The sequence below is a fragment of the Nocardia sp. NPDC057272 genome (assembly GCF_042668615.1).
Lineage (GTDB): Bacteria > Actinomycetota > Actinomycetes > Mycobacteriales > Mycobacteriaceae > Nocardia.
In genome coordinates, this window is record NZ_JBHUYK010000001.1 from 46585 (window position 1) to 69724 (window position 23140).

The 23140-nt window shown below is 69.3% G+C and carries 13 protein-coding genes; 7 read left to right on the forward strand and 6 right to left on the reverse strand.

The window, feature by feature from the left end; translation table 11 throughout:
- Nucleotides 1–152 precede the first annotated feature (152 nt).
- From ACFULV_RS00210 to ACFULV_RS00220, 3 genes are all read left to right on the forward strand, one after another.
- On the forward strand, nucleotides 153–3626 hold the full coding sequence (locus ACFULV_RS00210; RefSeq protein WP_378651529.1) for an indolepyruvate ferredoxin oxidoreductase family protein: 3474 nt from the start codon (nucleotides 153–155) through the stop codon (nucleotides 3624–3626).
- A gap of 182 nt (nucleotides 3627–3808) precedes the next feature.
- Nucleotides 3809–4891, forward strand: coding sequence for a Glu/Leu/Phe/Val dehydrogenase dimerization domain-containing protein (locus tag ACFULV_RS00215; RefSeq protein ID WP_378651531.1), 1083 nt, complete (start codon nucleotides 3809–3811; stop codon nucleotides 4889–4891).
- Nucleotides 4888–6381: an APC family permease gene (locus ACFULV_RS00220; RefSeq protein ID WP_378651534.1), complete on the forward strand. Its 1494-nt coding sequence runs from the start codon at nucleotides 4888–4890 to the stop codon at nucleotides 6379–6381. Before ACFULV_RS00215 ends, ACFULV_RS00220 begins: the two co-directional genes overlap by 4 nt.
- A gap of 59 nt (nucleotides 6382–6440) precedes the next feature.
- On the opposite strand, the gene ACFULV_RS00225 is transcribed toward ACFULV_RS00220, so the two are convergent.
- Nucleotides 6441–7181, reverse strand: coding sequence for an IclR family transcriptional regulator (locus tag ACFULV_RS00225; protein WP_378651537.1), 741 nt, complete (start codon nucleotides 7179–7181; stop codon nucleotides 6441–6443).
- Nucleotides 7178–8671, reverse strand: coding sequence for an APC family permease (locus tag ACFULV_RS00230; protein WP_378651539.1), 1494 nt, complete (start codon nucleotides 8669–8671; stop codon nucleotides 7178–7180). Before ACFULV_RS00230 ends, ACFULV_RS00225 begins: the two co-directional genes overlap by 4 nt.
- A gap of 238 nt (nucleotides 8672–8909) precedes the next feature.
- Between ACFULV_RS00230 and ACFULV_RS00235 the strand changes: the two genes are divergently transcribed.
- From ACFULV_RS00235 to ACFULV_RS00245, 3 genes are all read left to right on the forward strand, one after another.
- Nucleotides 8910–10475 carry a flavin monoamine oxidase family protein gene (locus ACFULV_RS00235; protein ID WP_378652392.1) on the forward strand — a complete coding sequence of 522 codons (1566 nt, stop codon included), beginning with the start codon at nucleotides 8910–8912 and terminating at the stop codon, nucleotides 10473–10475.
- 29 nt (nucleotides 10476–10504) lie between these two features.
- Nucleotides 10505–11149, forward strand: a complete 645-nt coding sequence (locus tag ACFULV_RS00240) for a Rid family hydrolase (RefSeq protein WP_378651542.1) — start codon at nucleotides 10505–10507, stop codon at nucleotides 11147–11149.
- 146 nt (nucleotides 11150–11295) lie between these two features.
- Nucleotides 11296–12147 (forward strand): 3-hydroxybutyryl-CoA dehydrogenase, encoded by an 852-nt coding sequence (locus ACFULV_RS00245; protein ID WP_378651545.1) that lies wholly within the window; start codon nucleotides 11296–11298, stop codon nucleotides 12145–12147.
- A gap of 54 nt (nucleotides 12148–12201) precedes the next feature.
- Here ACFULV_RS00245 and ACFULV_RS00250 read toward each other — a convergent pair whose 3' ends face one another.
- The 4 genes from ACFULV_RS00250 to ACFULV_RS00265 form a co-directional block, all read right to left on the reverse strand.
- The gene (locus ACFULV_RS00250; protein WP_378651547.1) at nucleotides 12202–18354 is read right to left on the reverse strand and encodes an amino acid adenylation domain-containing protein; all 6153 of its coding nucleotides are present in this window, start codon (nucleotides 18352–18354) and stop codon (nucleotides 12202–12204) included.
- Nucleotides 18355–18732: 378 nt separating this feature from the next.
- On the reverse strand, nucleotides 18733–19644 hold the full coding sequence (locus ACFULV_RS00255; RefSeq protein WP_378651550.1) for a lysophospholipid acyltransferase family protein: 912 nt from the start codon (nucleotides 19642–19644) through the stop codon (nucleotides 18733–18735).
- A 47-nt stretch (nucleotides 19645–19691) separates the two neighbouring features.
- Nucleotides 19692–20510 (reverse strand): GNAT family N-acetyltransferase, encoded by an 819-nt coding sequence (locus ACFULV_RS00260; protein ID WP_378633297.1) that lies wholly within the window; start codon nucleotides 20508–20510, stop codon nucleotides 19692–19694.
- Nucleotides 20511–20606: 96 nt separating this feature from the next.
- A complete protein-coding gene (locus ACFULV_RS00265) occupies nucleotides 20607–21902 on the reverse strand; it encodes an amidohydrolase (protein WP_378633294.1) in 1296 nt (431 codons plus the stop codon).
- 106 nt (nucleotides 21903–22008) lie between these two features.
- On the opposite strand from ACFULV_RS00265, the gene ACFULV_RS00270 reads away from it, so the two are divergent.
- On the forward strand, nucleotides 22009–23103 hold the full coding sequence (locus tag ACFULV_RS00270; RefSeq protein ID WP_378651552.1) for an Lrp/AsnC family transcriptional regulator: 1095 nt from the start codon (nucleotides 22009–22011) through the stop codon (nucleotides 23101–23103).
- Nucleotides 23104–23140: the final 37 nt, after the last annotated feature.

The following is a 23140-nucleotide window of genomic DNA, read 5'->3' on the forward strand; positions in this document are numbered from 1 at the left end:
AGTGGTACAGATCACTTTTGAGCAGACTGATCAACTATTCGACTGACTGTTGACACCGATTGCCGCTCCACGGCACATTTCGCAGCACCGATAGCAAGTTCCTTCGTTGCGCAGCTCACGATCTGGGTTGTGGAAAGTGTGGTGAGGCGTTCATGACCACCGTCGTCTGTGCGACTGCCCGACCGTCGGCCGAGCCGGCCGCGCCCTACGACCTCGCCGATCGCTACCGCTCCGGCGCGGGCCCGGTGCTGCTGACCGGGGTCCAGGCCATCGCCCGGCTGCTGGTGGAACAGCACGTGCGCGATATCCGCGCCGGTCGCCGCGTCGCGACGTTCGTCTCCGGCTACCAGGGCAGCCCGCTGGGCGGGGTGGACAAGATGCTGCTCGGCATGCCCGAGGTGCTCACCGAGCACGACATCACCTTCGTCCCCGGGTTCAACGAGGAACTGGCCGCCACCGCGGTCTGGGGCAGCCAGGCCGAGCTGCCCGCCGGGCGGCCGACCCACGACGGCGTGGTCGGAGTCTGGTACGGCAAGGGTCCCGGCGTCGACCGCGCGACCGACGCCATCCGGCACGCCAACATGTACGGCGTGAATCCGCGCGGCGGCGTGCTGCTGCTGGTGGGCGATGATCCGGCCTCGAAGTCGTCGACCGTGCCCGCGGTGAGCGAACGCTCGCTGGCCGCCATGGGTGTGCCCGTTCTGTTCCCGCGCAATGCCGAGGAGATCATCACCCTCGGCATGCAGGGCATCGCGATGTCGCGGGCGTCGGGTTGCGTGGTGGCGTTGAAGATCGTGGCCGATGTCGCCGACGGGGCGTGGACGGTCGACGCGGATGTAGCCGACCTCGCCCTGACGGTGCCCGAAGTACAGTGGGAGGGAACGACTTTCGTCTACCGGCAGCGGCCGATGGCGGCTCCGACCGACAGCGTGCTCGCCGAAGCGGACCTGTACGGGCCGCGCTGGGCGACGGTGCACGCGTACGGTGCGGCCAACGCTCTCGACGTCGTCGAGGTGGACCCGGCCGAGGCGAAGGTGGGGATCGCGGCCACCGGCACCACCTTCGACGCGGTCCGCCAGGCTCTGCTGGATCTGGGTGTCGACGAGGCGACCATGCACCGCGCCGGAATCCGGTTGCTGCGCATCGGCATGCCCTATCCGCTGGGCACGGCCGCGCTCACCGATTTCGCCCGCGGGCTCGAGCAGTTGATCGTCGTCGAGGACAAGACCGCGTTCATCGAAACGCAGGTCCGCGAGATCCTCTACGGCACCCCGGACGCGCCCCGCGTGCTCGGCAAGCAGGACGAGCGCGGCGCGCGCCTGATGCCGGTCGACGGCGAACTCACCGCCGGACGGCTGCTGGCGCCGCTGCGCCGGGTGCTACGCGGACGGGTGGAGCTGAAAAGGGCAGCGCCACCGGCACTTCCGCTGGAAGTTCTCTCCGCCAAGCGGACGCCCTATTTCTGCAGCGGCTGCCCGCACAACCGCTCCACCGCCCTGCCCGACGGCTCGATCGGCGGCGGCGGCATCGGCTGCCACACCCTGGTCACCATGTCCGGGCGCACCGACAGCGCGGTCACCGGGCTCACCCAGATGGGCGGTGAGGGCAGCCAGTGGATCGGGCAGGCGCCGTTCACCGATGTGCCGCATCTGTTCCAGAACATCGGCGACGGCACCTTCTTCCATTCCGGTCAGCTGGCGATCCAGGCCTGCGTCGCGGCCGGGGTGAACATCACCTACAAGCTGCTCTGGAACGAGGTCGTCGCGATGACCGGCGCCCAGGACGTGGAGGGCGGGATCACCGTCGCGCAGCTCACCCACAAACTCACCACCGAGGGTGTCCGCAAGGTCGTCATCTGCGCCGATGAGCCGAAGCGGCACAGCAAGCGAGCGCTGGCGAAGGGCACGCTGTTGTGGCATCGCGACCGGCTCGACGAGGCGCAGAAACTGCTGCGCGAGATCGAGGGCGTCACGGTGCTGATCTATGACCAGCACTGCGCCGCCGACGCCCGCAGACAGCGCAAGCGCGGGACACTGCCGACCCGCAACACGCGGGTGGTGATCAACGAGGCCGTATGTGAGGGCTGCGGTGATTGCGGCGCCAAGTCGAACTGCCTGTCGGTGCAGCCGGTCGAGACCGAGTTCGGGCGCAAGACCCGTATCGATCAGACCTCGTGCAACACCGATTACAGCTGCCTGGACGGCGACTGCCCGTCCTTCGTGACGGTGGAGTTGGATCCGGCCGAGGGCAAGTCCCGGCGGCGCGAACCCGTCGAGCCGCCCGCCGTGGCCGATCCGGGCGTGGGCGCGCCGACTCGCACGCAGAACGTGCTGATCGCCGGAATCGGGGGTACCGGCATCGTCACGGTGAACCAGGTCCTGGCCACCGCCGCCCTGCGCGCGGGCTACGAGGTGGAGAGCCTGGACCAGATCGGCCTGAGCCAGAAGGCCGGCCCGGTGCTGTCCCACCTGCGGTTCTCCACAGGGGAATTGGAGCCGGCCAATCGGCTCACTCCCGGCAGCGCCGACTGCCTGCTCGCCGTCGACCTGCTCACCGCCACCGACCCCCGCTACCTCCAGTACGGCGACGCGGCGAGCACCGTGGCGGTGGCGTCGACGAGCCAGACCCCGACCGGCGACATGGTCTTCGACAAGTCGGTGGCCTACCCGGCGACGGACACCCTGCTGGATCGGCTTGCCACGGTGACGCATTCGATCAGTCACTTCGACGCGCTCGCGGCGGCGCTGACGCTGTTCGGGAACACGGCGGCGGCCAATTTCCTGATCGTGGGCGCGGCCGTCCAGAACGGCGGGCTGCGCCTGCCGGTCGCGGCGATCGAGGAGGCCATCGGGATCAACGGTGTCGCGGTGAACGCCACCATCGCGGCGTTCCGGTGGGGGCGGGTCGCCGTGGCCGATCCGGCGGCGTTCGCGGCGGCGGTCGACTCACGTCGGCCGCGACGCACCCAGCCGGTGGCGCCCGCGGAGCTGCTGGCGAACACCAGCGTCGAGGGCGAGGTGCGCCGGATCGTGGAGCTGCGAGCGGCTCAGCTGATCGGCTACCAGAACGCGAAGGTGGCGCACCGCTACCTCGAGACGGTCGAATCCGTCTGGGCGGCAGAACGTTCGGTCACCGAGCGCACCGAATTCAGTGCGGCGGTCGCGCGCGGGCTGTACAAGTTCACGGCTTACAAGGACGAGTACGAAGTGGCCCGGCTGCTCGTGGACCCGGACTTCCTCGCCGACGTGCAGGCCCAGGTGCCCGGTGGCGAGAAGCTCACCTACAAGCTGCACCCGCCGATGCTGCGTGCGCTGGGCCGCGACAAGAAGATCGGTCTGCGGCCGAAGTCGCATGTGGCGCTGAAGGTTCTGGCCAAGGGCAAGTTCCTGCGCGGCACCAAGCTCGACCCCTTCGGCTACGCCCACGTCCGCAAGGTCGAACGCGAACTGCTGGCCCACTACACCGGCATGGTTCGCCGGCTGGCACACGATCTGACCACCGAGAACTACGAAACAGCCACCGCGGCAGCGGCACTGACCGATGTCGTGCGCGGCTACGAGGACATCAAGCTCGGCAATGTCGAGCTGTACCGCGCCGGGCTGCGCGAGCTCGGTATCGAGGACTGACCGAACCACGCTGCCACCGAACCCACGGTGCCACTCGGCTGCCACGACCCACGGCCGAGCGCCCCGCGGTACCACCACGTCGCCGCACCAGCGGCACAACGGAACCGCCGCGTACCCGCGGCATCACCACCCCGCGCACCAGGGCACAACCCTGGTGCGCGGAAACCGGAAAGGAATCGACAGTGACCGTTGCGCACACCGAGGCAGGAGTCTTCGGCCGATCGCACGAGTTGAGCGCCCGCGCCCACGAGCAGGTCGTGTTCTGCGAGGACGACAGGTCCGGGCTGAAAGCGATCATCGCGATCCACTCGACCGCACTCGGCCCGGCCCTCGGCGGAACCCGCTTCTACCCGTACGCCGACGAATCCGCGGCCCTGCAGGACGTGCTGCGGCTGTCCTGGGGGATGACCTACAAGGCCGCCGCGGCCGGTGTCGACCTCGGTGGCGGCAAAGCGGTGATCATCGGCGATCCGGCCACCCTCAAGAGCGAGGACCTGCTCGCCGCCTACGCGCGGTTCGTCGAAACCCTCGGTGGGCGCTACATCACCGCCGGTGATGTGGGCACCAACACCGACGATCTGGATGTCATCGGTCGGCACACCCGCCACGTCACCGGCCGCAGTGTCGGCGCGGGCGGCAGCGGCGACAGTGCCCGGCTGACCGCGCTCGGCGTCTTCCACTCGATGCGCGCCGGAGCCGAATTCGTCTGGGGCGCACCGACACTGGCCGGTCGCACGGTCGGCGTCGAGGGTGTCGGCAAGGTCGGGCGCGAACTCACCGCCCTGCTGCTGGCCGACGGCGCCGAGGTCTGCGTGACCGATGTGAACGAGGCGGCGCTGCGGCGCATCACCGACGAACTGCCCGCCGTCCGCCTGCTGTCGACAGTGTCCACCGCGCCGGTCGACGTGTACGCCCCCTGCGCGATGGGCGCCACCCTCACCGCGGCGAGCGCCGCGACGATCGAGGCGAAGCTCGTCTGCGGCGCGGCGAACAATCAGCTCGCGACACCCGAGGTCGAGCAGGCGCTCACCGACCGCGGCATCACCTGGGTGCCCGATTTCGTGGCCAATGCCGGTGGCCTCATCCAGGTGGCCGGTGAGCTGCGCGCCGCCACGCCGGCCGAGGTCGAAGCCGAGGTCGCCGACATCTACCCGCGCTGCCGCGAGATCATCGCCGCCGCCATCACCGAGGGGATCGGGACCGGCGCCGCCGCCAACCGATTCGCCGAGCGCCGTCTCGATGCCATCCCGCGGTCTCTCTCATGACGAGCAAGAGCGGCTTGTTCCGCACCAAGTCCGTCGAGCAGTCGATCCGCGACACCGACGATCCCGATGCCAAGCTGAAGAAGGATCTGACGGCCAAAGACCTGACGATCTTCGGTGTCGCCGTGGTGATCGGCGCGGGCATCTTCACCCTCACCGCGCGCACCGCGGGCACCGTGGCGGGACCGGCGGTCTCACTGGCCTTCGTGTTCGCGGCGATCGCGTGCGGGCTCACGGCCCTGTGCTACGCGGAGTTCGCCTCGACCGTGCCGGTGGCGGGCAGCGCGTACACCTTCGCCTACGCCACCTTCGGCGAGGTGATCGCCTGGATCATCGGCTGGGATCTGATCCTGGAGTTCGCGCTCGCGGTGTCGGTGGTCGCCAAGGGCTGGTCGCAGTACCTCGGCGAAGTGCTCGGATCATCGGCGCCGGTGCTTCACCTCGGCACGGTGAAGTTCGACTGGGGCGCGGTGCTGATCATCGCGGTGGTCGGCGTGCTGCTGGCGACCGGGACCAAGCTGTCCTCGCGGGTCTCGGCCATCGCCGTCGCGATCAAGCTAGGTGTGATCGCGCTGGTGCTGGTGGTCGGTGCGACCTACTTCAAGCCGTCGAACCTGACGCCCTATATCCCGCCGGCGCAACCGTCGGAGAAGGCCGATGGGATGCACCAGTCGCTGTTCGCCTTCCTCACCGGCTCCGGTGGCACCAGTTACGGCTGGTACGGCCTGCTCGCCGCGGCAAGCCTGGTGTTCTTCGCCTTCATCGGCTTCGACGTGGTCGCCACCACCGCCGAGGAGACGCGCAATCCACAGCGCGACGTCCCGCGCGGCATCCTGGCGTCGCTGGCGATCGTGACGGTGCTCTACATCGCGGTGTCGCTGGTCCTCACCGGGATGGTGTCCTACACCGAACTGGCCGACGGCAACGCCACATTGGCCACCGCCTTCGCCATCCACGGCGCCACCTGGGTGAAGAACATCATCGCCATCGGCGCGCTGGCCGGGCTCTCGACCGTGGTGATGGTGATGTTCCTCGGCCAGACCCGGGTGCTGTTCGCCATGGCCCGCGACGGTCTGCTGCCTCGCGGTCTGGCGCAGACCGGCAAGAAGGGCACACCCGTGCGGCTGACCGTGCTCGTCGGTGTGGTGTGCGCGCTGCTGGCCGGATTCGTCGAGTTCGGCACGCTGGAGGAAATGGTCAATATCGGCACACTGGTCGCGTTCGTCCTGGTGTCGATCGGGGTGCTGGTACTGCGTCGCACCCGCCCGGATCTGCCGCGCGGGTTCCGCGTCCCGTTCGTCCCGGTGGTTCCCGTTCTCGGCGCGCTGGCCTGCGTGTGGCTGATGGTCAACCTCTCGATCGAGACCTGGCTGCGCTTCGTGATCTGGATGGCACTCGGTGTCATCGTGTACTTCGCCTACGGTCGCAGGCACTCGGTCCTCGGTCGCAGGCGACCGGATTCCGCGGAACCGGAGCTGACACCGGTCCGATAGACCCACCGCACACCCGGGGCCCGGCGATTCGGTGGGATCGCCGGGCCCCGGGTGTGCGGTCAGAGTGTCAGCTGACCGGCCGCCGACGTGAGCAAGCCGACGAGGTCGCGATCGTGCATGGGCAGGCGGCCGGTCTTGCCGATCGCGGCCAGGGCACCGGTGACAGTGCCGTCGGCGGTGCGGATCGGGACGGCGACAGCGCTGCGGCCGAGGCGGCATTCGTTCACCTCGACGGCGACGGCGTCCACGGCGACTCGGCGCAGCTCCGCGGCGAGATCGGCGGCGTCGGTGATGGTGGAGGTGGTGACCTTGCGCAACGTTGCCTCGACCACGGATTCGGGGTGCCGCGCCAACAGGATCTTGCCGATGGCGGAGGCGTGCGGGCAGGTGAGCAGCACCTTCTCACCACTGAGCTCGTGGTCGGGGTCCTTGTCGATCATCCTGATCCGGCCGCCGGCGAACGAGGCGAGATGGATGCCGAAACGCAGCTGGGCACGCAGTTCGCCGAGAATCCGGTGGTTGCCGGAGACGGGCTCGGGGGCGGCGGCCCCGGCGAGCTCACGGGTACGGCGGCCGAGGGCGAAACCGGACAGGTCCTCGATCCGCACCAGGTAACCGTCGGCGACAAGCAGATTCAGCAGGCGGTACGCGGTCGCGGGGGCGATGCCGGTCTGCGCGGCGATGTCCTTCGCGGTGGCGCCCGAACCCAGTCGCGCCACGGCCTCGAGCAGCGCGAGGGCCTTCTGGACAGCCCTCGGCTCGTGCCCGGTCGGGCCGTCGCGGCGGGTCGTCGTTGTCACTGTTCGGCGCGGTCCGCCCCTACCAGGGCCATCGCGCCGCGGGCGTTGACGGCGAACACCCCGGCGCCGGGCAGCACGTCCGCGGATTCGGGACTGTCGAAAACACCGATGGCCATGAGACTTCCGGGACAGCTGTCGCGCAGATAGCGATACCAGCCGGCACCGGCCAGCAGCACCGCGAGCACCGTCGCGGGCGCGACCACCACACCGTCGCTCGCATCCGACACCGTCAGACAGACCAGCACCGCGGCGAGCACCCCACTGCCGACCCAGCCGGCGACGAGGTCGGCGCGGCTGCGCTCGCGGATCCGGCCGAGGAACAGCACAGCACCCACCGCGACCAGGATGTAGGACAGCGCGAGTGCCGTGCGCATCACGGTCTTGGCCGCGGCGGGCACACCGTCGAGCGCGACGAAGCCCGAACCGACCGTCGCGACGATGCCGATGATCAGCACCAACGCCACGTGCGGGGTCCGCAACCGCGGACCGACCCGGCTCAGCAGCCGCGGCAGCACACCCTCCACGCTCATCGAATACATCAGTCGCGACGCGGCGTTCGACGAAGCCATCGACGACCCGAGCCACGAGCACGTCAGCCCCGCGTCGAGCAGGATCACCACGAGCAGACTCGACCCACTAGCCGTCCCGTGCAGATACGCGTTCACCACCGCCCCCGCATGCCCGGACCAGGCCGCCCACGACGCGAAGATGAACAGCGCCCCGCACAGCACCGGGGTGAGCAGCACCGTCCGGGTCACGGTGACCAGCGGACGCCGCGTCTCCGGTGCGAAGAACGTGGCGCTCTCGAAACCCGCGAGCGCGAACAGCGCCGACATCGCGATGGCCAGCACCGCGGGAACATTCGGTGCGGCCGGGGTGATCGCGACAGCAGGCCCCGACACCAGCATGAGGCCGATGATGAAGGCCAGCGAACACGCCTCGACCGCCAGGATCGCGATCGCGGCGAACCGCACACCACGCACCAGCACCGCGCCGATCAGCACCGCGATGCCGAGATAGACGGCCCCGATCTGCCAGCCGCGCAGCGTGATTCCCAGCTGCGCTGCCATGGCCAGAGCGGTCTGCGACCCGTGATACATCGTCAGCGACGCACTGCCCAGGTACTTCACCAGCATTCCGACACCACAGGTCAGCGCCGCGCGCGGTCCGGCGCCGTGGCTGACGAAGGTGTAGAGCCCACCCGCCGCGGACAGGCGCCGGGTGAACTGTGCGACGCAGTACGCGATCAGCGTGATGACAAGCGTCGCGATGACGATCGTCACCAGGCCGGGCAGCAGGGCGTTGTGGGTGAGCATCGTGACCGGCAACAGCACCATCGACGCGGCGGGCGCGGTGGTCGCGATCGACTGGCCGAGCAACGCCACACCCGGCAGTTGCCTGCGCCCCAGCGCCCGCAACGGCGACACCGCGGGGCGCTCGGGTTCCCCGGCCGCGAACGAGCGCGCGACCGCGTCGGCCAGTGCCGTCATCCCACACCTCCCAGCGTTGTCGGTGCGGGCGAGGATATCCAGACCTGGTTTCGGCGGTATTGCGGGCGCGAGTCGACCGGTGGCAACCGAGCGAGAAAGTGACGGCGGGCGATCCCACTCGCCGACCGGTGAACGTTTTCCGCGGCGTAGCGGCACCGACCCACCGTCGACGGACGCTGTCGCAGAACGGATATCGCGGCGGACGGAGCTACCCATGGCAGTCACCAGAAGATCATTCATGCAGAGTCTCGGCATCACCGGCGGGGCCGGCCTCGCCTACGGCGCGATGTCGACCCTCGGCCTCGCGCCCGCCACGGCGCAGGTGTCGTTCCGCTCGCCCGCCATGGGCGACCTCATCGGCAAGAGCGACGGTGGCGCGAAAGTGGCGATCCTCGGCGGGGGCCCCGCGGGGTTGTGCGCGGCCTACGAACTGGGCAAGGCCGGATACGACGTGACCGTGCTCGAAGCCAGGAAGCGCGCGGGCGGACGGGTGTGGTCGGTGCGCAACGGCACCACCGAAACCGATCTCAACGGCGAAACCCAGAGCTGTACCTTCGCCGAAGGGCACTACTTCAATCTGGGCGCCACGCGAATTCCGCAGGGCCACATCACCCTCGACTACTGTCGCGAACTCGGTGTCGAGATCCAGCCGTTCGGCAATCAGAACGCGTCCACCTTGGTCAACTATCAGAGCGGCACCTCGATCTCCGGGCAGTCGGTGCAATACCGCGCCGCCAAGGCCGACATGTACGGCTACATGTCCGAGCTGCTGCAGAAGGCCGCGACGCGGGGCGCACTCGACGACGTGCTCTCCGGCGCCGACAAGGAAGCGCTGTCGTCGTTCCTGCGCGATTTCGGCGACCTCTCCAGTGACGGCCGCTATCTCGGCTCGACCCGGCGCGGCTACACCGCCGAACCCGGCGCGGGTCTGAACTTCGGCGAACAGCCGAAGCCGTTCCCGATGTCCGACACGATCCGCAGCGGTCTCGGCCGCAACTTCAGCTTCGAATTCGGCTACGACCAGGCCATGATGATGATGACCCCGGTCGGCGGCATGGACCGCATCTACGCTGCCTTCCAGCGCGAGATCGGCACGCAGCGCATCCATTTCGGCGCCGAGGTGTCGGCGATGAAGAACACCCCCGACGGTGTGCGGATCGAATACACCCAGGACGGCGCGCGCAAGTCCCTCGACGCCGACTACTGCATCTGCACGCTGCCGCCCCATCTCGTCGGTCGCCTGGCCAACAACCTGCCCGCCGATGTACTCACCGCGCTGAAGGCGGCGATCCCGGTGTCGTCCGGCAAGCTCGGCATCGAGTACTCGCGCCGCTGGTGGGAGCTCGACGACCGGATCTACGGCGGCGCGAGCAATACCGACAAAGACATTTCGCAGATCATGTTCCCGTACGACCACTACAACGGCGACCGTGGCGTGGTGGTCGGCTACTACAACACCGGCAAACGTCATCAAGCCTTCGAATCACTCACGCACCGGCAGCGTCTGGCGAAGGCGGTCGACGAGGGCGCGGCGATTCACGGCGACAAGTATCGACGCGACATCGCCTCGTCGTTCTCCGGCAGCTGGCGGCGAACCAAGTACTCCGAGGGCGCGTGGGTCGGGTGGTCGGGCAGCAGCTCCCACGGCGGCGAGGCCACCCCCGAGTACACGAAGCTCCTTGCCCCCGTGGAGCACATCTACTTCGCCGGGGACCACCTGTCCAACGCGATCGCCTGGCAGCACGGCGCCTTCACCTCCGCCCGCGACGTGGTGACCGCCCTGCACGCTCGCGTCGCCGCCTGAATCTCTCACCCCGACAAGGAGTATCGACCATGAAGACGACGATCACCCTGGCCGTGACGGCCCTCGCGGCGCTGACCCTCACCTCCTGCTCGGCCGACCCGGCCGAGTCGAAGCCGTCCGCTGCGCCGAGTACCTCGGTTCTCGAAGCAGGACAGGCGAATCCGATGATCGCCCAAGGCGTGACGATCGCCGCCGACGCCACCGTCTACAAGACCAGCGGGCTGGGCCCCACCGCCACCAACAAGGCCGCCCCCACCGGCAGCCCCGAATCCTTCATCGACACCCAGCAGTTCGCGGACGCGAAGCTGCCCGCCGGTGTCACCGTCACCGAGGCACAGGGCATGTCGGTGCTGGCCAGAATCCGGGAGAACCTCGAAGCTCAGGGCCTGACCCTGGACGACGTCATCACCATGCGCGTGTTCCTCGACAACGCTCCCGGCACCGACCGTGCCGACTACGCCGGCTGGAACCGCGCCTACCGGCAGTTCTTCGCCAATACGAACCTCACCACCGGCGACACCGAGCTGGTCCCCCTCGGCAGCGCCGCCCCGGCCGCACCCCTGGTCCGCAACGCGGCACGACCGAGCCGCTTCGCCCTGGAAGTGGCGAGTCTGCCGGTGGCGGGGTGGCTGGTCGAAGTCGAAGTCGACGCTGTGTACCCGGCCCGTAAGTGAGCCGGCTCGCCTGACGAATTCCCTGGTCAAGGTCGCGTCCGGCCGGTGCGATAACTCACGTTCTCGCCAGCCTGTGGCACTGAGTGCCAGCCCGGGTGAAATAATCCCCGGGACAGCCAGGGCAATGCGATGTTGGGAGTTCTCCAGTGGAGTTGATCGGTGTAATCGGAGGCGGCACGATGGGCGCGGGGATCGCGGAGGTGTGCGCCAAGGCGGGCAGCTCGGTGCTCGTGCTCGAGACGAAGCCGGAGTTCGCCGAGGCGGCACAGAACCGGATCGCCACCTCGATCGGCCGTGCCGTGACCAAGGGCAAGATCACCCAGGAGGAGGCCGACGCGGTGCTCGCGCGGGTGCGCGTCACCCTGGACATGGACGAGTTCGCCGATCGTGACCTGGTGATCGAGGCGGCGCCGGAGATCGAGGCGCTCAAGTACGAGATCTTCGGCAAGCTGGACAAGATCGTCAAGCCCGAGGGCATCCTCGCCACCAACACCTCCTCGATCCCCGTGATCAAGGTGGCCGGGGCGACCGAGCGGCCCGAGCGGGTCGTGGGCGTGCACTTCTTCAACCCCGTGCCGGTGATGCCGCTGGTCGAGATCATCTCGACCCTGGTGACCGCGCCGGAAGCGGCCGTGGCCGTCACCGACTACGTGAAGAACACCCTCGGCAAGATGGCCGTGCAGGCCGGTGACCGCTCCGGGTTCATCGTCAACGCGCTGCTCATCCCCTACCTGTGTTCGGCGATCCGGATGCTCGAGTCGGGCTACGCCACCGCCGAGGACATCGACGCGGCGATGAAGGGCGGCTGCGGCTACCCGATGGGCCCGCTGACGCTGCTCGACACCGTCGGCCTCGACATCGCCCTCGCGGCGTCGGAGTCGCTCTACGCGGAGTTCGCCGAGCCGCACCTCGCCCCGCCCGCGCTGCTGCGCCGGATGGTGGACGCGGGCCGACTGGGCCGCAAGACCGGACGCGGGTTCTACGACTACGCGAAGTAATGCTGATTCCCGCAGGAGCCAGGTGCTCCTGCGGGAACCTCGGCGAGCCCCCGCTCACGCGGGCGCGAGATGGTCCGCTCCGGGCGCCGGGAAGAAGCCGATGTCGATGTAGTGGTCGAAGTAGCGGGCGATGACCGCGGCGTCGACCGCGGGGAACTCGATCGGCAGGCCGCGGAAGGGTTCGGCGGGGGCCGATTCCACGCCGGTGAGCACCGCCGCCGGATTCGCCTTGGCGAGCGCGGCCGCGTAGTTGCCGCTCAGTGCCGAAGCCCGCGCCAGGATGGGGTCCGCGTCCCGGCGTTCGGCCGCGGTGGAGAGCTGGAGGCCGAATTCCATCGGGTCGATGAAGTCGAAACGGTAACCGCGACTGCGGATCTCCTCGTAGACGACCTGCAGCGGCACCTGCGCACCGGAGGCCCGGAAGATATTGCCGATGGCCGCCACCTGGCGGGACCGGCTGACGATTCCCGCCGCGACATGGTCGACCGGGGCCATCTCGATGGCGATCGCGCGCACATCGACCGCCACCCCGAGCACCAGCATGGACCGCAACATCGTCCACCAGGCGTCCTCGGCGGGGGCGACGCCCGTGCGGGAGTCGCCGGTGATCAAGCCGGGGCGGTATACGGCGATGGGAACGCCACGCTCGATCGCGGCGTGCACGAGCTGCTCGGCGACCCACTTGGTCATCGCGTAACCGGGCAGACCGGCGGGCACCCCGTTGTCCTGCGGGACCCCCGCCAGCACCGACAGGGTCGACACATAATGGATCGGCTTGACCCTGGTGGTGGTGGCCAGGCGCAACACCTCGGTGGTGCCGCAGACATTGGCCGCTCGCATCCGCGCGTACGGTTCGAGGTGGTTCACCAGCGCGCCGTTGTGGTAGATCGCGTCGGCCCTGGCGGCGAGTTCGGCGAAGCGCAGTGGGTCCATGCCGAGGTTCGGCTGCGCGAGATCGCCGGGGACGCCGACGATCCGGTCGCGATAGGGCCACAGGTCGATGTGGTACTTCGCGGCGGTGGAGACGACGCGATCGACCGCGCCCGCGTCATCGGTGGCGCGGACCAGGCAGTGGACGGTCGCCGACGTCTGTTCGAGGAGTTCGCGCAGCAGGAAGCTGCCGAGGAACCCGGTGGCGCCGGTGAGCAGCAGCGTGGCCGGTGCGCCGGTGCGCTGGGGCGCGCAGCCGGTGAGGTCGATCGACGGGTCGAGGATCGCGTCCACGGCCGGATCGGGACCGGCGGCCGAGGCCGACGACTCGTCGCGCAACGCCAGTGCCAGGTCGCTGACCAGCGGATAGCTGAACAACAGGCGCAGCGGCACCTCGATGCCCAGTTGCTCGGCGAGGGTGGCGCGCACCCGGATCGCCGCGAGCGAGGTGCCGCCGAGGACGAAGAAGTCGTCGTCACGGCCGACCCGGTCGAGATCGAGCGCTCCGGCGATCGCCGAGGCGACGATCTGCTCGTCGGCGGTGGCCGGCGCCTGGTATTCGCGGATCTCCACAGCGGGCGCGGGCAGCGCCTTGCGGTCGAGCTTGCCGGTGGCACCGAGCGGGAACTCGTCGAGCACCAGCAGACGGTGCGGAATCATGTACGGGGGCAACAGGGTTCGAATGGTCGCCAGCACGTCGGCGGTGTCGACCGATGCGTCGAGGGGTGTCACGTAGCCGACCAGCTGTTCGTGATGCACCGCGACCGCCGCCCCCGCGACCGCCGGATGCGTGCGCAGCGCCGCCTCGATCTCGCCGGGTTCGATGCGCAGGCCGTGCAGTTTGAGCTGAACGTCGGTGCGACCCAGGTAGGTCAGATCACCGGACGGGAGTCTGCGCACCAGATCGCCGGTGCGGTACATGCGCTCACCGACGGGACCGTACGGGTCGGCGACGAATCGCTCCATCGTCTTGTCGGGGCTGCCGAGGTAGCCGCGGGCCAGCTGCGCGCCGGCCAGGTACAGCTCGCCGGGCGTGCCGACGGGCACCGGCCGCAGCCGCGCGTCGAGCACATAGGCGCGAGAATTCCAGTGCGGCAAGCCGATCGGAACGATGCCGTCGCCCACCTCGGTCACATCGGCGCCGGTGATCGACACGGTGGCCTCGGTGGGACCGTACAGATTGTGCAGTCGACCCGCGGTGACGGTGGTGAAGCGTTCGATGGTGGCATTCGGCAGCGCCTCACCGCCGACCCACACCGCGCGCAGCGAACGCAGGGCGCCGGTGGGCGCGGCATCCAGCAGCATCTGCAGGACCGAGGGCACGATGGTCGTGCCGGTCACACGATGACGGGCAACGAGTTCGGCGAGGTAGGCGGGATCGGTGAGCCCCTGCGTGGCGGCCACGACCATGTGCGCACCGGCGCGCAACGGGGAAGCGAAACCGATCATCGAGGCATCGAAGGTGAACGGAATCGACTGCAGGACAGTGTCGGACTCCCCCACCCCGTATTCGCCGACCATGAACGCGGCCTGGTTGACGATCGCCGAATGCGGCACGCCGACGCCCTTCGGCTTGCCCGTCGAACCGGACGTGAAGATCACATACGCCAGGTCGAGGGTGTGCAGTGGGCGCAGCCGGTCGGCGTCGGTCAGCCAGGCGTCCGAGAGGTGCGACAGTGCCACCCGGTCCACGGTGACGACCGGCAGGCCGTCGGCCGCGATCGCGTCGCCGGTGGTGGTCAGCATGCAGACCGGCCGTGCGGCGGCGAGGATGTCGGCGCGGCGCTCGGCGGGCGAATCGGGATCGAGCGGCACATAGGCGCCACCGGCCGCGAACACGGCGTACATGGCGACGACGAGATCGATCGACGGCCGAATCGCCACGCCCACCGTGCTTCCGGGGCCGACACCGTCGGCGACGAGCAGCCGGGCCAGCCGGTTGACCCGGCCGGCCAGCTCGCCGTAGGTCACCGTGACCTCGCCGAAAGTGACCGCGGGTGCGTCCGGACGATGCTGGGCGCGGGCCTGGAACTCGTCGAGCAATGTCGCGTCGGGGACGAGCCGGAGCTCGCCCGAGGGCTCGGTCAGCTCGGCTTCGGTCAGGACCGGCAGGTCGCCGACGGGCCGGTGCGGGGCGGCGACCGCCGCGGCCAGCAGCCCGGACAGGCGGGCACCGAGCCTGGCCATGGTCGAGGCGTCGAACAGGTCGGTGGCGTAGCGCCAGGAGCAGCGCAGACCGGCGGGTCCGTCACTGTCCTCGAGCGGAACAACGGTGAGCTGGAGATCCACCGGCGCCGCTTCCTCGCCCAGATCCACCGCCGACACCGTCAGCTCGGGCAGTTCGAGGCGCGTGGCGCCGAAGTTCTGGAACGACAGCGCCACCTGGTACAGCGGGTGGTGCGCCTGGGTACGTGGCGGATCCAGTTCGGCGACAAGGCGTTCGAACGGCACATCGGCGTGGGCGAAGGCGGCCAGATCGATATCGCGAACCCGATCGAGCAGGGACGCGAAGGATTCGGCGGCGTCGACGCGGGTGCGCAACACGATGGTGTTGACGAACATGCCGACGAGATCGTCGAGCTCGGGCTCGCCACGGCCCGCGACCGGCGCGCCGACGGTGACGTCCTCGGTACCGGCGACCCGCGCCAGCAGCACCGACAGCGCCGCCCGCACCACCATGAACAGCGAGGCATTGTGTTCGCGCGCCAGGGTTTCCAGCGCGGCATGCACCTCGGCGGACACCGCGAAGTCCTGGGCGGCGCCGCGAGTGCCCGCCACCGGCGGACGCGGCCGGTCGGTGGGCAGCTCGAGCAGGGCCGGGGCACCGGCGAGCGCGGTGCGCCAGAACCCGAGCTGTTCGGCCAGCAGCGAGCCGGCATCGTCTGCCGCGCCGAGCATTTCCTGCTGCCAGAGCGTGTAGTCCGCGTACTGCACGGGCAACGGCGCCCAGCCGGGCGCCGCACCGGCGGCGCGGGCGGCGTAGGCGGTCATCAGGTCGCGCGTCAGCGGGCCGAGCGAGAAGCCGTCGGTAGCGATGTGGTGCACGACCACCGCCAGCACATGATCGGTCTCGGAGAGCCGGAAGACGGCCGCGCGCACGGGAACTCGACGGCACACATCGAATCCGCCGAACGTCAGCCTGGCCAGTGCGCCCGGCAGATCGGCTTCCGCGATCGGGTCGACCACCACGTCGAGGCCGGCCTGCGCCAGGGGCAGCACCTGCTGGAAGCCCGCGCCCTCGTGCTCGGGGTACACCGTGCGCAGCACCTCGTGGCGTTCGAGCACGTCGTCGAGTGCGGCGGTGAGCGCGACGGTGTCGAGCGGGCCGGTCAGCCGCAGCGCGACCGGGATGTTGTAGGCGCTGGAGTCGGGATCCAGCCGCGCCATGAACCACATGCGCTGCTGGGCCAGCGACAGCGGGACGTGCGCACCACGTTCGCGGCGGGTCAGCGGCACCCGCGCCGACGCGGCACCGACCAGCGCGTCGAGGGCATCGGCCAGCTCGGCCACCGTGCCGTGCTCGAACACGGTGCGGGCCGGTACCCGCACACCCACCGCGGCACCGAGCCGGCCGGCCAGCTGGGTGGCGAGCAGCGAATTGCCACCGAGGGCGAAGAAGTCGTCGCCGCGCCCGATCGGGTCGGCGCCGAGCAGTTCGGCGAAGACCGCGGCCACGGTGCGTTCGGTGTCACCGCGCGGCTCCTCGAACTCGCGGGCGGCGAGTTCCGGCGCGGGCAGTGCCCGGTGATCGAGCTTGCCGACCGGCGTCAACGGCACCTCGTCGAGCACCACGATCGCGGCGGGCACCGCGTGCTGGGGCAGGTGCCGCTCGGCCAGCCGGGTGAGTGCCGCCGTGTCGATCGTGGCACCCGCGGCCGCGACGAGATAGGAGACGAGCGCGCTCTCCCCGCTGGGCAGCGTCCGGATCAGCGTGGCGGCGAAGCGCACCGTGTCGTCGGCGGCGAACAGCGCGTCGATCTCGCCGAGTTCGATGCGGAAGCCACGCAGCTTCACCTGCGCGTCGGTGCGCCCGAGGAATTTCAGGCCGACCCCGCCGGGCACGGGAACCCACTGCACCAGGTCACCGGTGCGATAGAGCCTGCCGCGACCGAGCGGGTCGGCGACGAATCTGCTCGCGGTGAGCCCGGCGCGATCGTGGTAGCCGCGGGCCAGACCTTCGCCGGTGAGATACAGCTCGCCGGGCACCCGATCCGGTACCGGGCGCAGGCGGGCGTCGAGGACCAGTGCCGTCATCCCGGGGATCGTGTCGCCCATGGTGATCACGTCGTCGGCGGTCAGCCGATCGCTCATCGCGCAGACGATGGTGGTCTCGGTCGGGCCGTACACATTGAAGAACGCGCGACCGGGCGCCCACCGCGCGATCAACTCGGGCGGATAGGCCTCACCGCCGACGGCGAGCGCGGCCAGTTCCGGCAGCGCCGCCGGGTCGAGCCCGGCCAGGGCGGCGGGCGTGATGAAGGCGTGGGTCACCCGTTCGGCGCGCAGCAGTTCGGTCAGTTCGTCGCCACCGTAGACATCGGGCGGCGCGATGACCATCGTCGCGCTCGCGCCGATCGCCAGCAGCATCTCCAGCATGCTGGCGTCGAAGCTGGGCGAGGCGAAATGCAGGGTGCGCGAGGCGGCGGTGATGCCGAAGCGGCGGACCTGTTCGGCGCACAGACCGGCCAGGCCGGTGTGGGTGACCGCGACCCCCTTGGGGACGCCGGTCGAGCCGGAGGTGTAGATGATGTAGGCGAGGTCGTCCGGGGAAAGCCTGCGGATGCGTTCGCCCGCGCTCACGGGTTCGTCCGACATCGCGGCGCATTCGGCGCCGAACTCGTCGGAATCGAGGGCGAGCCACTGGATCCCGGCGTCGAGCCGGGCCGCGTCCGCCGTCGTGGCCAGCCCGAACGCGGCACCGGAGTCGGCGAGCATATGGGACACCCGCTCGGCCGGGTAGCGGGGATCGACGGGCACGAAGGTGGCGCCGGACTTGGCGGCCGCCCAGACCGCGACCACGGATTCGATCGAGCGGGTCAGCGCGAGGACGAACCGGTCACCGGGGCCGAGGCCGCGGGCGATCAGCACCCTGGCCAGACGTGACGACCACTGGTCCAGTTCGGTGTAGGTGAGGGTCTGCCCGGCGAATCGCAACGCGGGCGCCTCGGGGGCACGTTCGACGGCGGCCAGCAGGAGGCGCGGCAACGTGGACGTCACGGGCGCGCGGCGGATTCGCCGCGCGGCGCGACGGCGTACGCCAGAAGCTTGCTCAGTCACCGGAAAGGCTTCCCTTCACCATGGATCACCCTTGCGATCGCACATCTCGAACATCGCCTGGACTCTCGGCTACACGGGGTATCGGAAAAATCCTGCGTGACGGTACCGCAAATATCTCATCAATTTCGGCGCAGTGGCAATTTGATCGTTTCAACGTACACACCAATGGGTATAGCCGACTGGCCAGTTTGTTACACAGCTCATACGCAGGTCATACGCCGGACGAAACATCTCCGAGCGGACAGGGACGTTTCACATTTCCACTATTCGTCGCCCGGTCACCGACCTGCACATCCGTGACGATTCCTCCGGCACAGACGACAAAACCGGAGACCGCGAACGCGGTCTCCGGTCGTCGATGATTCCGGCCGGGAATGGTTACCAGGCAGTAGCCCTCGCCGGGCGGCGAACCTCCCCCTGCTCCCCCATCGAGGGGTCCTGCACGCGGGTATTGCCCGCTTCGATCCACTGGGTGTCGGCCACTCCGTGGCGGGAACGGTCGGTGCCACGCACCGCCGCCTCGCAGCGCCGGGCCAGATCCCGGCGATCCGGTCCGGGGTGTTCGAGCGGCTCGAGCACGATCTCGGCGATCATGCCCTTGCTGCGCAGCACCCGCTTCGCGGAATCGGCGAAGGTGTCGGTGCCGACGAAACCCGGTACGGTGCACGGCATTCCGTCGCTGTCCAGGTACCGCAGCCGCACCGGCTGGACCGGGGTGGCGGTGTCGACGGCGGCCTGGAACATGGCGGGCCGCATCGAGCCGTAGGCCCGGCCGCACCAGGTGGTGCCCTCGGGGAAGACGACGATCCGGTTACCCGCGGACAGCCGGTCGGCCACCTGCCCGACCACACCGGGCAGTTCCCGCAGTCGCGCCCGCTCGATCGGGATCACGCGGGTGAGCTTGGCGAGTTTGCCCAGCAGCGGCCACTCGACCATGTCGGCACGAGCCACGAAGCTGACCGGCTGCACCGCGGCCAGCGCCACCACATCCGCCCAGCCGATGTGCCCGGCCACGATCATCACCGCGGTGCCGGTGTCGGCGAAGCCCTCCGCCGAGGACTGCTCGGGAATCCGATTGTCGATGATGCGTAATCGCATCCCCAGGCAACTCAGTGCCGCCCTGGCGTAGCGGCGCTGCAACTGCTCGCGCCGCGACTTCGGGGTGGCCACGGTCAGGACCGGGAAGCTGAGTACGAGCCCGGCCATTCCGGCCAGCCGGGCGAACATCCTGGCGGTGCCGACCTCGTCGATCGGCTCGATGCAGCCGGACCCACAGGGGCTCGACGGCATCCACGAATGAGAGTGCGTTGCGAGCGGCGCGTCGAACACCATGGGGTTTACTTCCCGTCGAAATTGGCGGCCGCGCTCTGCAGCCGCTCCAGGTACCGGGTGTTGATGGTTTCCATGCCGAGCAGCGCGACGAAGTCGGCGACGGCGAAATCGGGATCATGGGCCGGTTCGCCGCAGATCTCGGCGCCGAGGCGCAGGTAGCCGCGCAGCAGCGGCGGCATCTTGGGGCGGCTCGGCGGGGTCATCTGATCGAGGGAGAGTCCGTCGACGACGACCGGGTTGTACGGGTGCACCCGACGCTCGGGGTCGCACGCGTGGCGGCCGAGCAGCTGGTCGCGCACGCCGCGCACATTCACTCCGGCCGGATCGGTCGGCGAATCCCGCATCGGCACCGACACACAGCCCATTACCCAGTCGTAGCCGGTGAGCTGGATGTAGTGCAGGATGCCCGCCCACATGAGGGTGAGCACCGAGCCGTTGCGGTGATCGGGCACCACGCAGGCCCGGCCCATCTCGACGATCCGGTTGCCCGTGGGATCGAGCTGGGTCAGATCGAACTCGGTGGCGGTGTAGTAGCCGCCCGCCGCGTCGACCTTGTCCGGCGGCAGCATGCGGTAGCAGCCGACGAACTGTTCGGAGAACTCGTCCCGAACCAGCAGGTGGTCGCAGTGCTCGTCGAACTTGTCGGCGTCGAGGCCGGTGGCGTTCTCGGGCATCTGGAAACCGGGTTCGGAGGCGAACACCTGATAGCGCAGTCGCTGTGCGGCTTCCCGGTGCTCGGCATCAGACGCGACGACCAAGGAGTACCGAGATTTCCCCACCCCGGAGTCCGGCGCCGGGGCGGTCAACACGGACGAAATTGTCATACTGCTGATGAAGCCAGTCCGAGCTGGCATCGGGGCGACACCTCAGTGTCGTGTCGATGCCAGCTCGGTGAACGAGACGGGAGTCACACCGAGCGTTCATTTCACGGCTGCGCAACGTTCGCCGACACCCAGTTCCGCCCGTACCGCAGCGCTCATCGCGGTGATCGCGGCGGGCAGTGTCACCGCGGGATCGGGAGCGAATCGCGACGAGTGATTGGTGGGCAGATAGGGCGGCAACGTGCCTTCTGCCAGCATGTACGCGGCTTCGGTGGGGCCGAATCGGTCGGCGCCGAAGCCACCGACGTTCCAGAACACCGACGGGCAGCCCGCCGCGGTCCCCAGCAGGCCGAAATCCTCACTGCCGCTGAGGGGATTGCGTAGCGGCAGCACGGCCAGCCCGGACGCGCCGAGTTCGGCCATCACCCGCTCGGTGTCGCCGGGGGTGTTCACCGTCATCGGGAACGGGTGGAAGAACTCGACCTCCGGGTCGACGAGCGCACCCGCGGCGGCGGCCTCGGCCGCGACCACCCGCCTGATCGCCTCCATCATCTGCTCGCGCGATCGATCGGAGAACGTGCGCAGGGTGAGTAGTAGTTCCGCGGTCTCGGCGATGATGTTCGGCCTCGTGCCGACGTGCAAGGACCCCGCGGTGAGCACCGGCCCCGATGCCACCGCCGCCTGTCGTGCCACCAGAGCCTCCAAGCGCAGGACCAGCGACGCCGCCATGGTCAACGGGTTCACGGCCAGGTGCGGAGTCGAACCGTGTCCGCCGACCCCGGCCAACCGCACCCGGACCGAATCCGAGGCCGCCATCACGATGTCGGCGCGGGTCACGACAAGACCGGCGGGCGTCGGTCCCACGTGTTGACCGAGGCAGATATCCGGCCGTGGAAAGCGTTCCAGCAGACCGTCGTTCAGCATTCCGGCCGCGCCGGCGCCGGTTTCCTCCGCCGGCTGGAAGATCGCGACAACGGTGCCGGTCAGCGTGTCGTCGGCGGACAGCTCCGCGCAGGCACCGAGCAGGGCGGTGACGTGCACATCGTGTCCGCAGGCATGCATGACACCCGAGACGGTCGAGGAGTAGTCGACGCCGGTGTCCTCCTGCACCGGCAGGGCGTCCATATCGGCGCGCATCCAGACGACGGGTCCGGGCCCGCCTCGCAACACCGCGACCACGCCGGTGCCGCCGACTCGTTCGGTCACCTCCCAGCCGGGAAGCGTGCGCAACTGTTCGGCCACCAAGCTCGCGGTCGCGAATTCCACGCCCGACAGTTCCGGATACGCGTGGAGCCGGCGGTACAGCTGCTGCCAGCGGTCCTCGGTGGGCGCTGCGACGACCGAGCGGCCGAGACCGGCGAGCAGGGATTGTGGCGGCGCGCTGATTTCGTTCATCACTGCGAAGTCCTTCGGGTCAGGGAAGCGGCGGGCCACATCACCGTGCCGACCGAGTCACCGGGCCGATAGAATTCGCCGGATCTCGCCACCGAAAGGCAAAACTATGCAGAATTTCGCCACTCTGGACGAACTGGACTACCAATTGGTGGCCGCGTTGCAGGTGGCGCCGCGGGCACAGTGGCAGCAGATCGGCCGTGCGCTGGGCATCGACGGCTCCACCGCTGCCCGCCGCTGGACGCGTCTGCAGAACGCGGGGCTGGCCTGGCTCACCTGCTATCCGGTCAGCATCGACGGCGTATCGCCGCTTCTGGCCATCATCGAAATCGACTGCGCGCCGAGACGTCTGCACGAGGTCGCGGCCGAACTCGCGCTAGACGTGAACCTGGTGACCGTCGAACTCACCACGGGCGCGCGCGACCTGATGATCACCGCGGTGTTCTTCGACCACGCGTCCTTGGCCCGCTACATCACCTTCCGGCTCGGCACGCTCGACGGCGTGGTCACCACCCGCTCCCAGGTGGTGACCACCTCGTTCACCGAGGGCAGCCGCTGGCGACTCGACCGCGCACGGATGGCTCACACCTCGCTGGTCGCCCCTGCGCGCCGACGCTCCCCCGGCTACGGCTCGATCCACGCCGACGACATCCCGCTGGTCACCGAGCTCAGTCGCGACTGCCGCCAATCGGTCACCGCGCTGGCCGAACGCACCGAGATGAGCCCCACCACCGTGCGCAGGCGGCTGGCCCGGCTCGAGCAGGACAATGCCATCGCCTATCGCTGCGAGGTGGCCCGCTCCATCTCGGGTTGGCCGCTCAGCGTCACCTTCTGGGCCGCGGCGCCACTGTCGCGCGTGCCGGAGATCGGCAACGCGATCGCGGCGATGCGCGAGACCCGCATGTGCTACTCGCTGACCGGTCCACGCAATCTGATCTTCAACGTCTGGCTGCGCACGATGGCCGACATGCCCGCGTTCGAGGCGCGGCTCACCGAAGCCATGCCGGAACTGACCATCGCCGATCGCTCGATGGCGTTGTGGCCGTTGAAGATCGGGGCCACCTTGCTCGACCCGCACGGGCGCCACCTGCGCCACATCCCGATCGGGCGCTGGGAGGACGGCGCGGCCTCCAGTGCCGAGGACGCCCTCGTCGACCTCCTGCGCGGTCGCCCCGATTCGGTCACCGAGGCTATCGCACAATAAAATTCGGCACCCAGCCGCCTCGGCCACCGGACAGGGC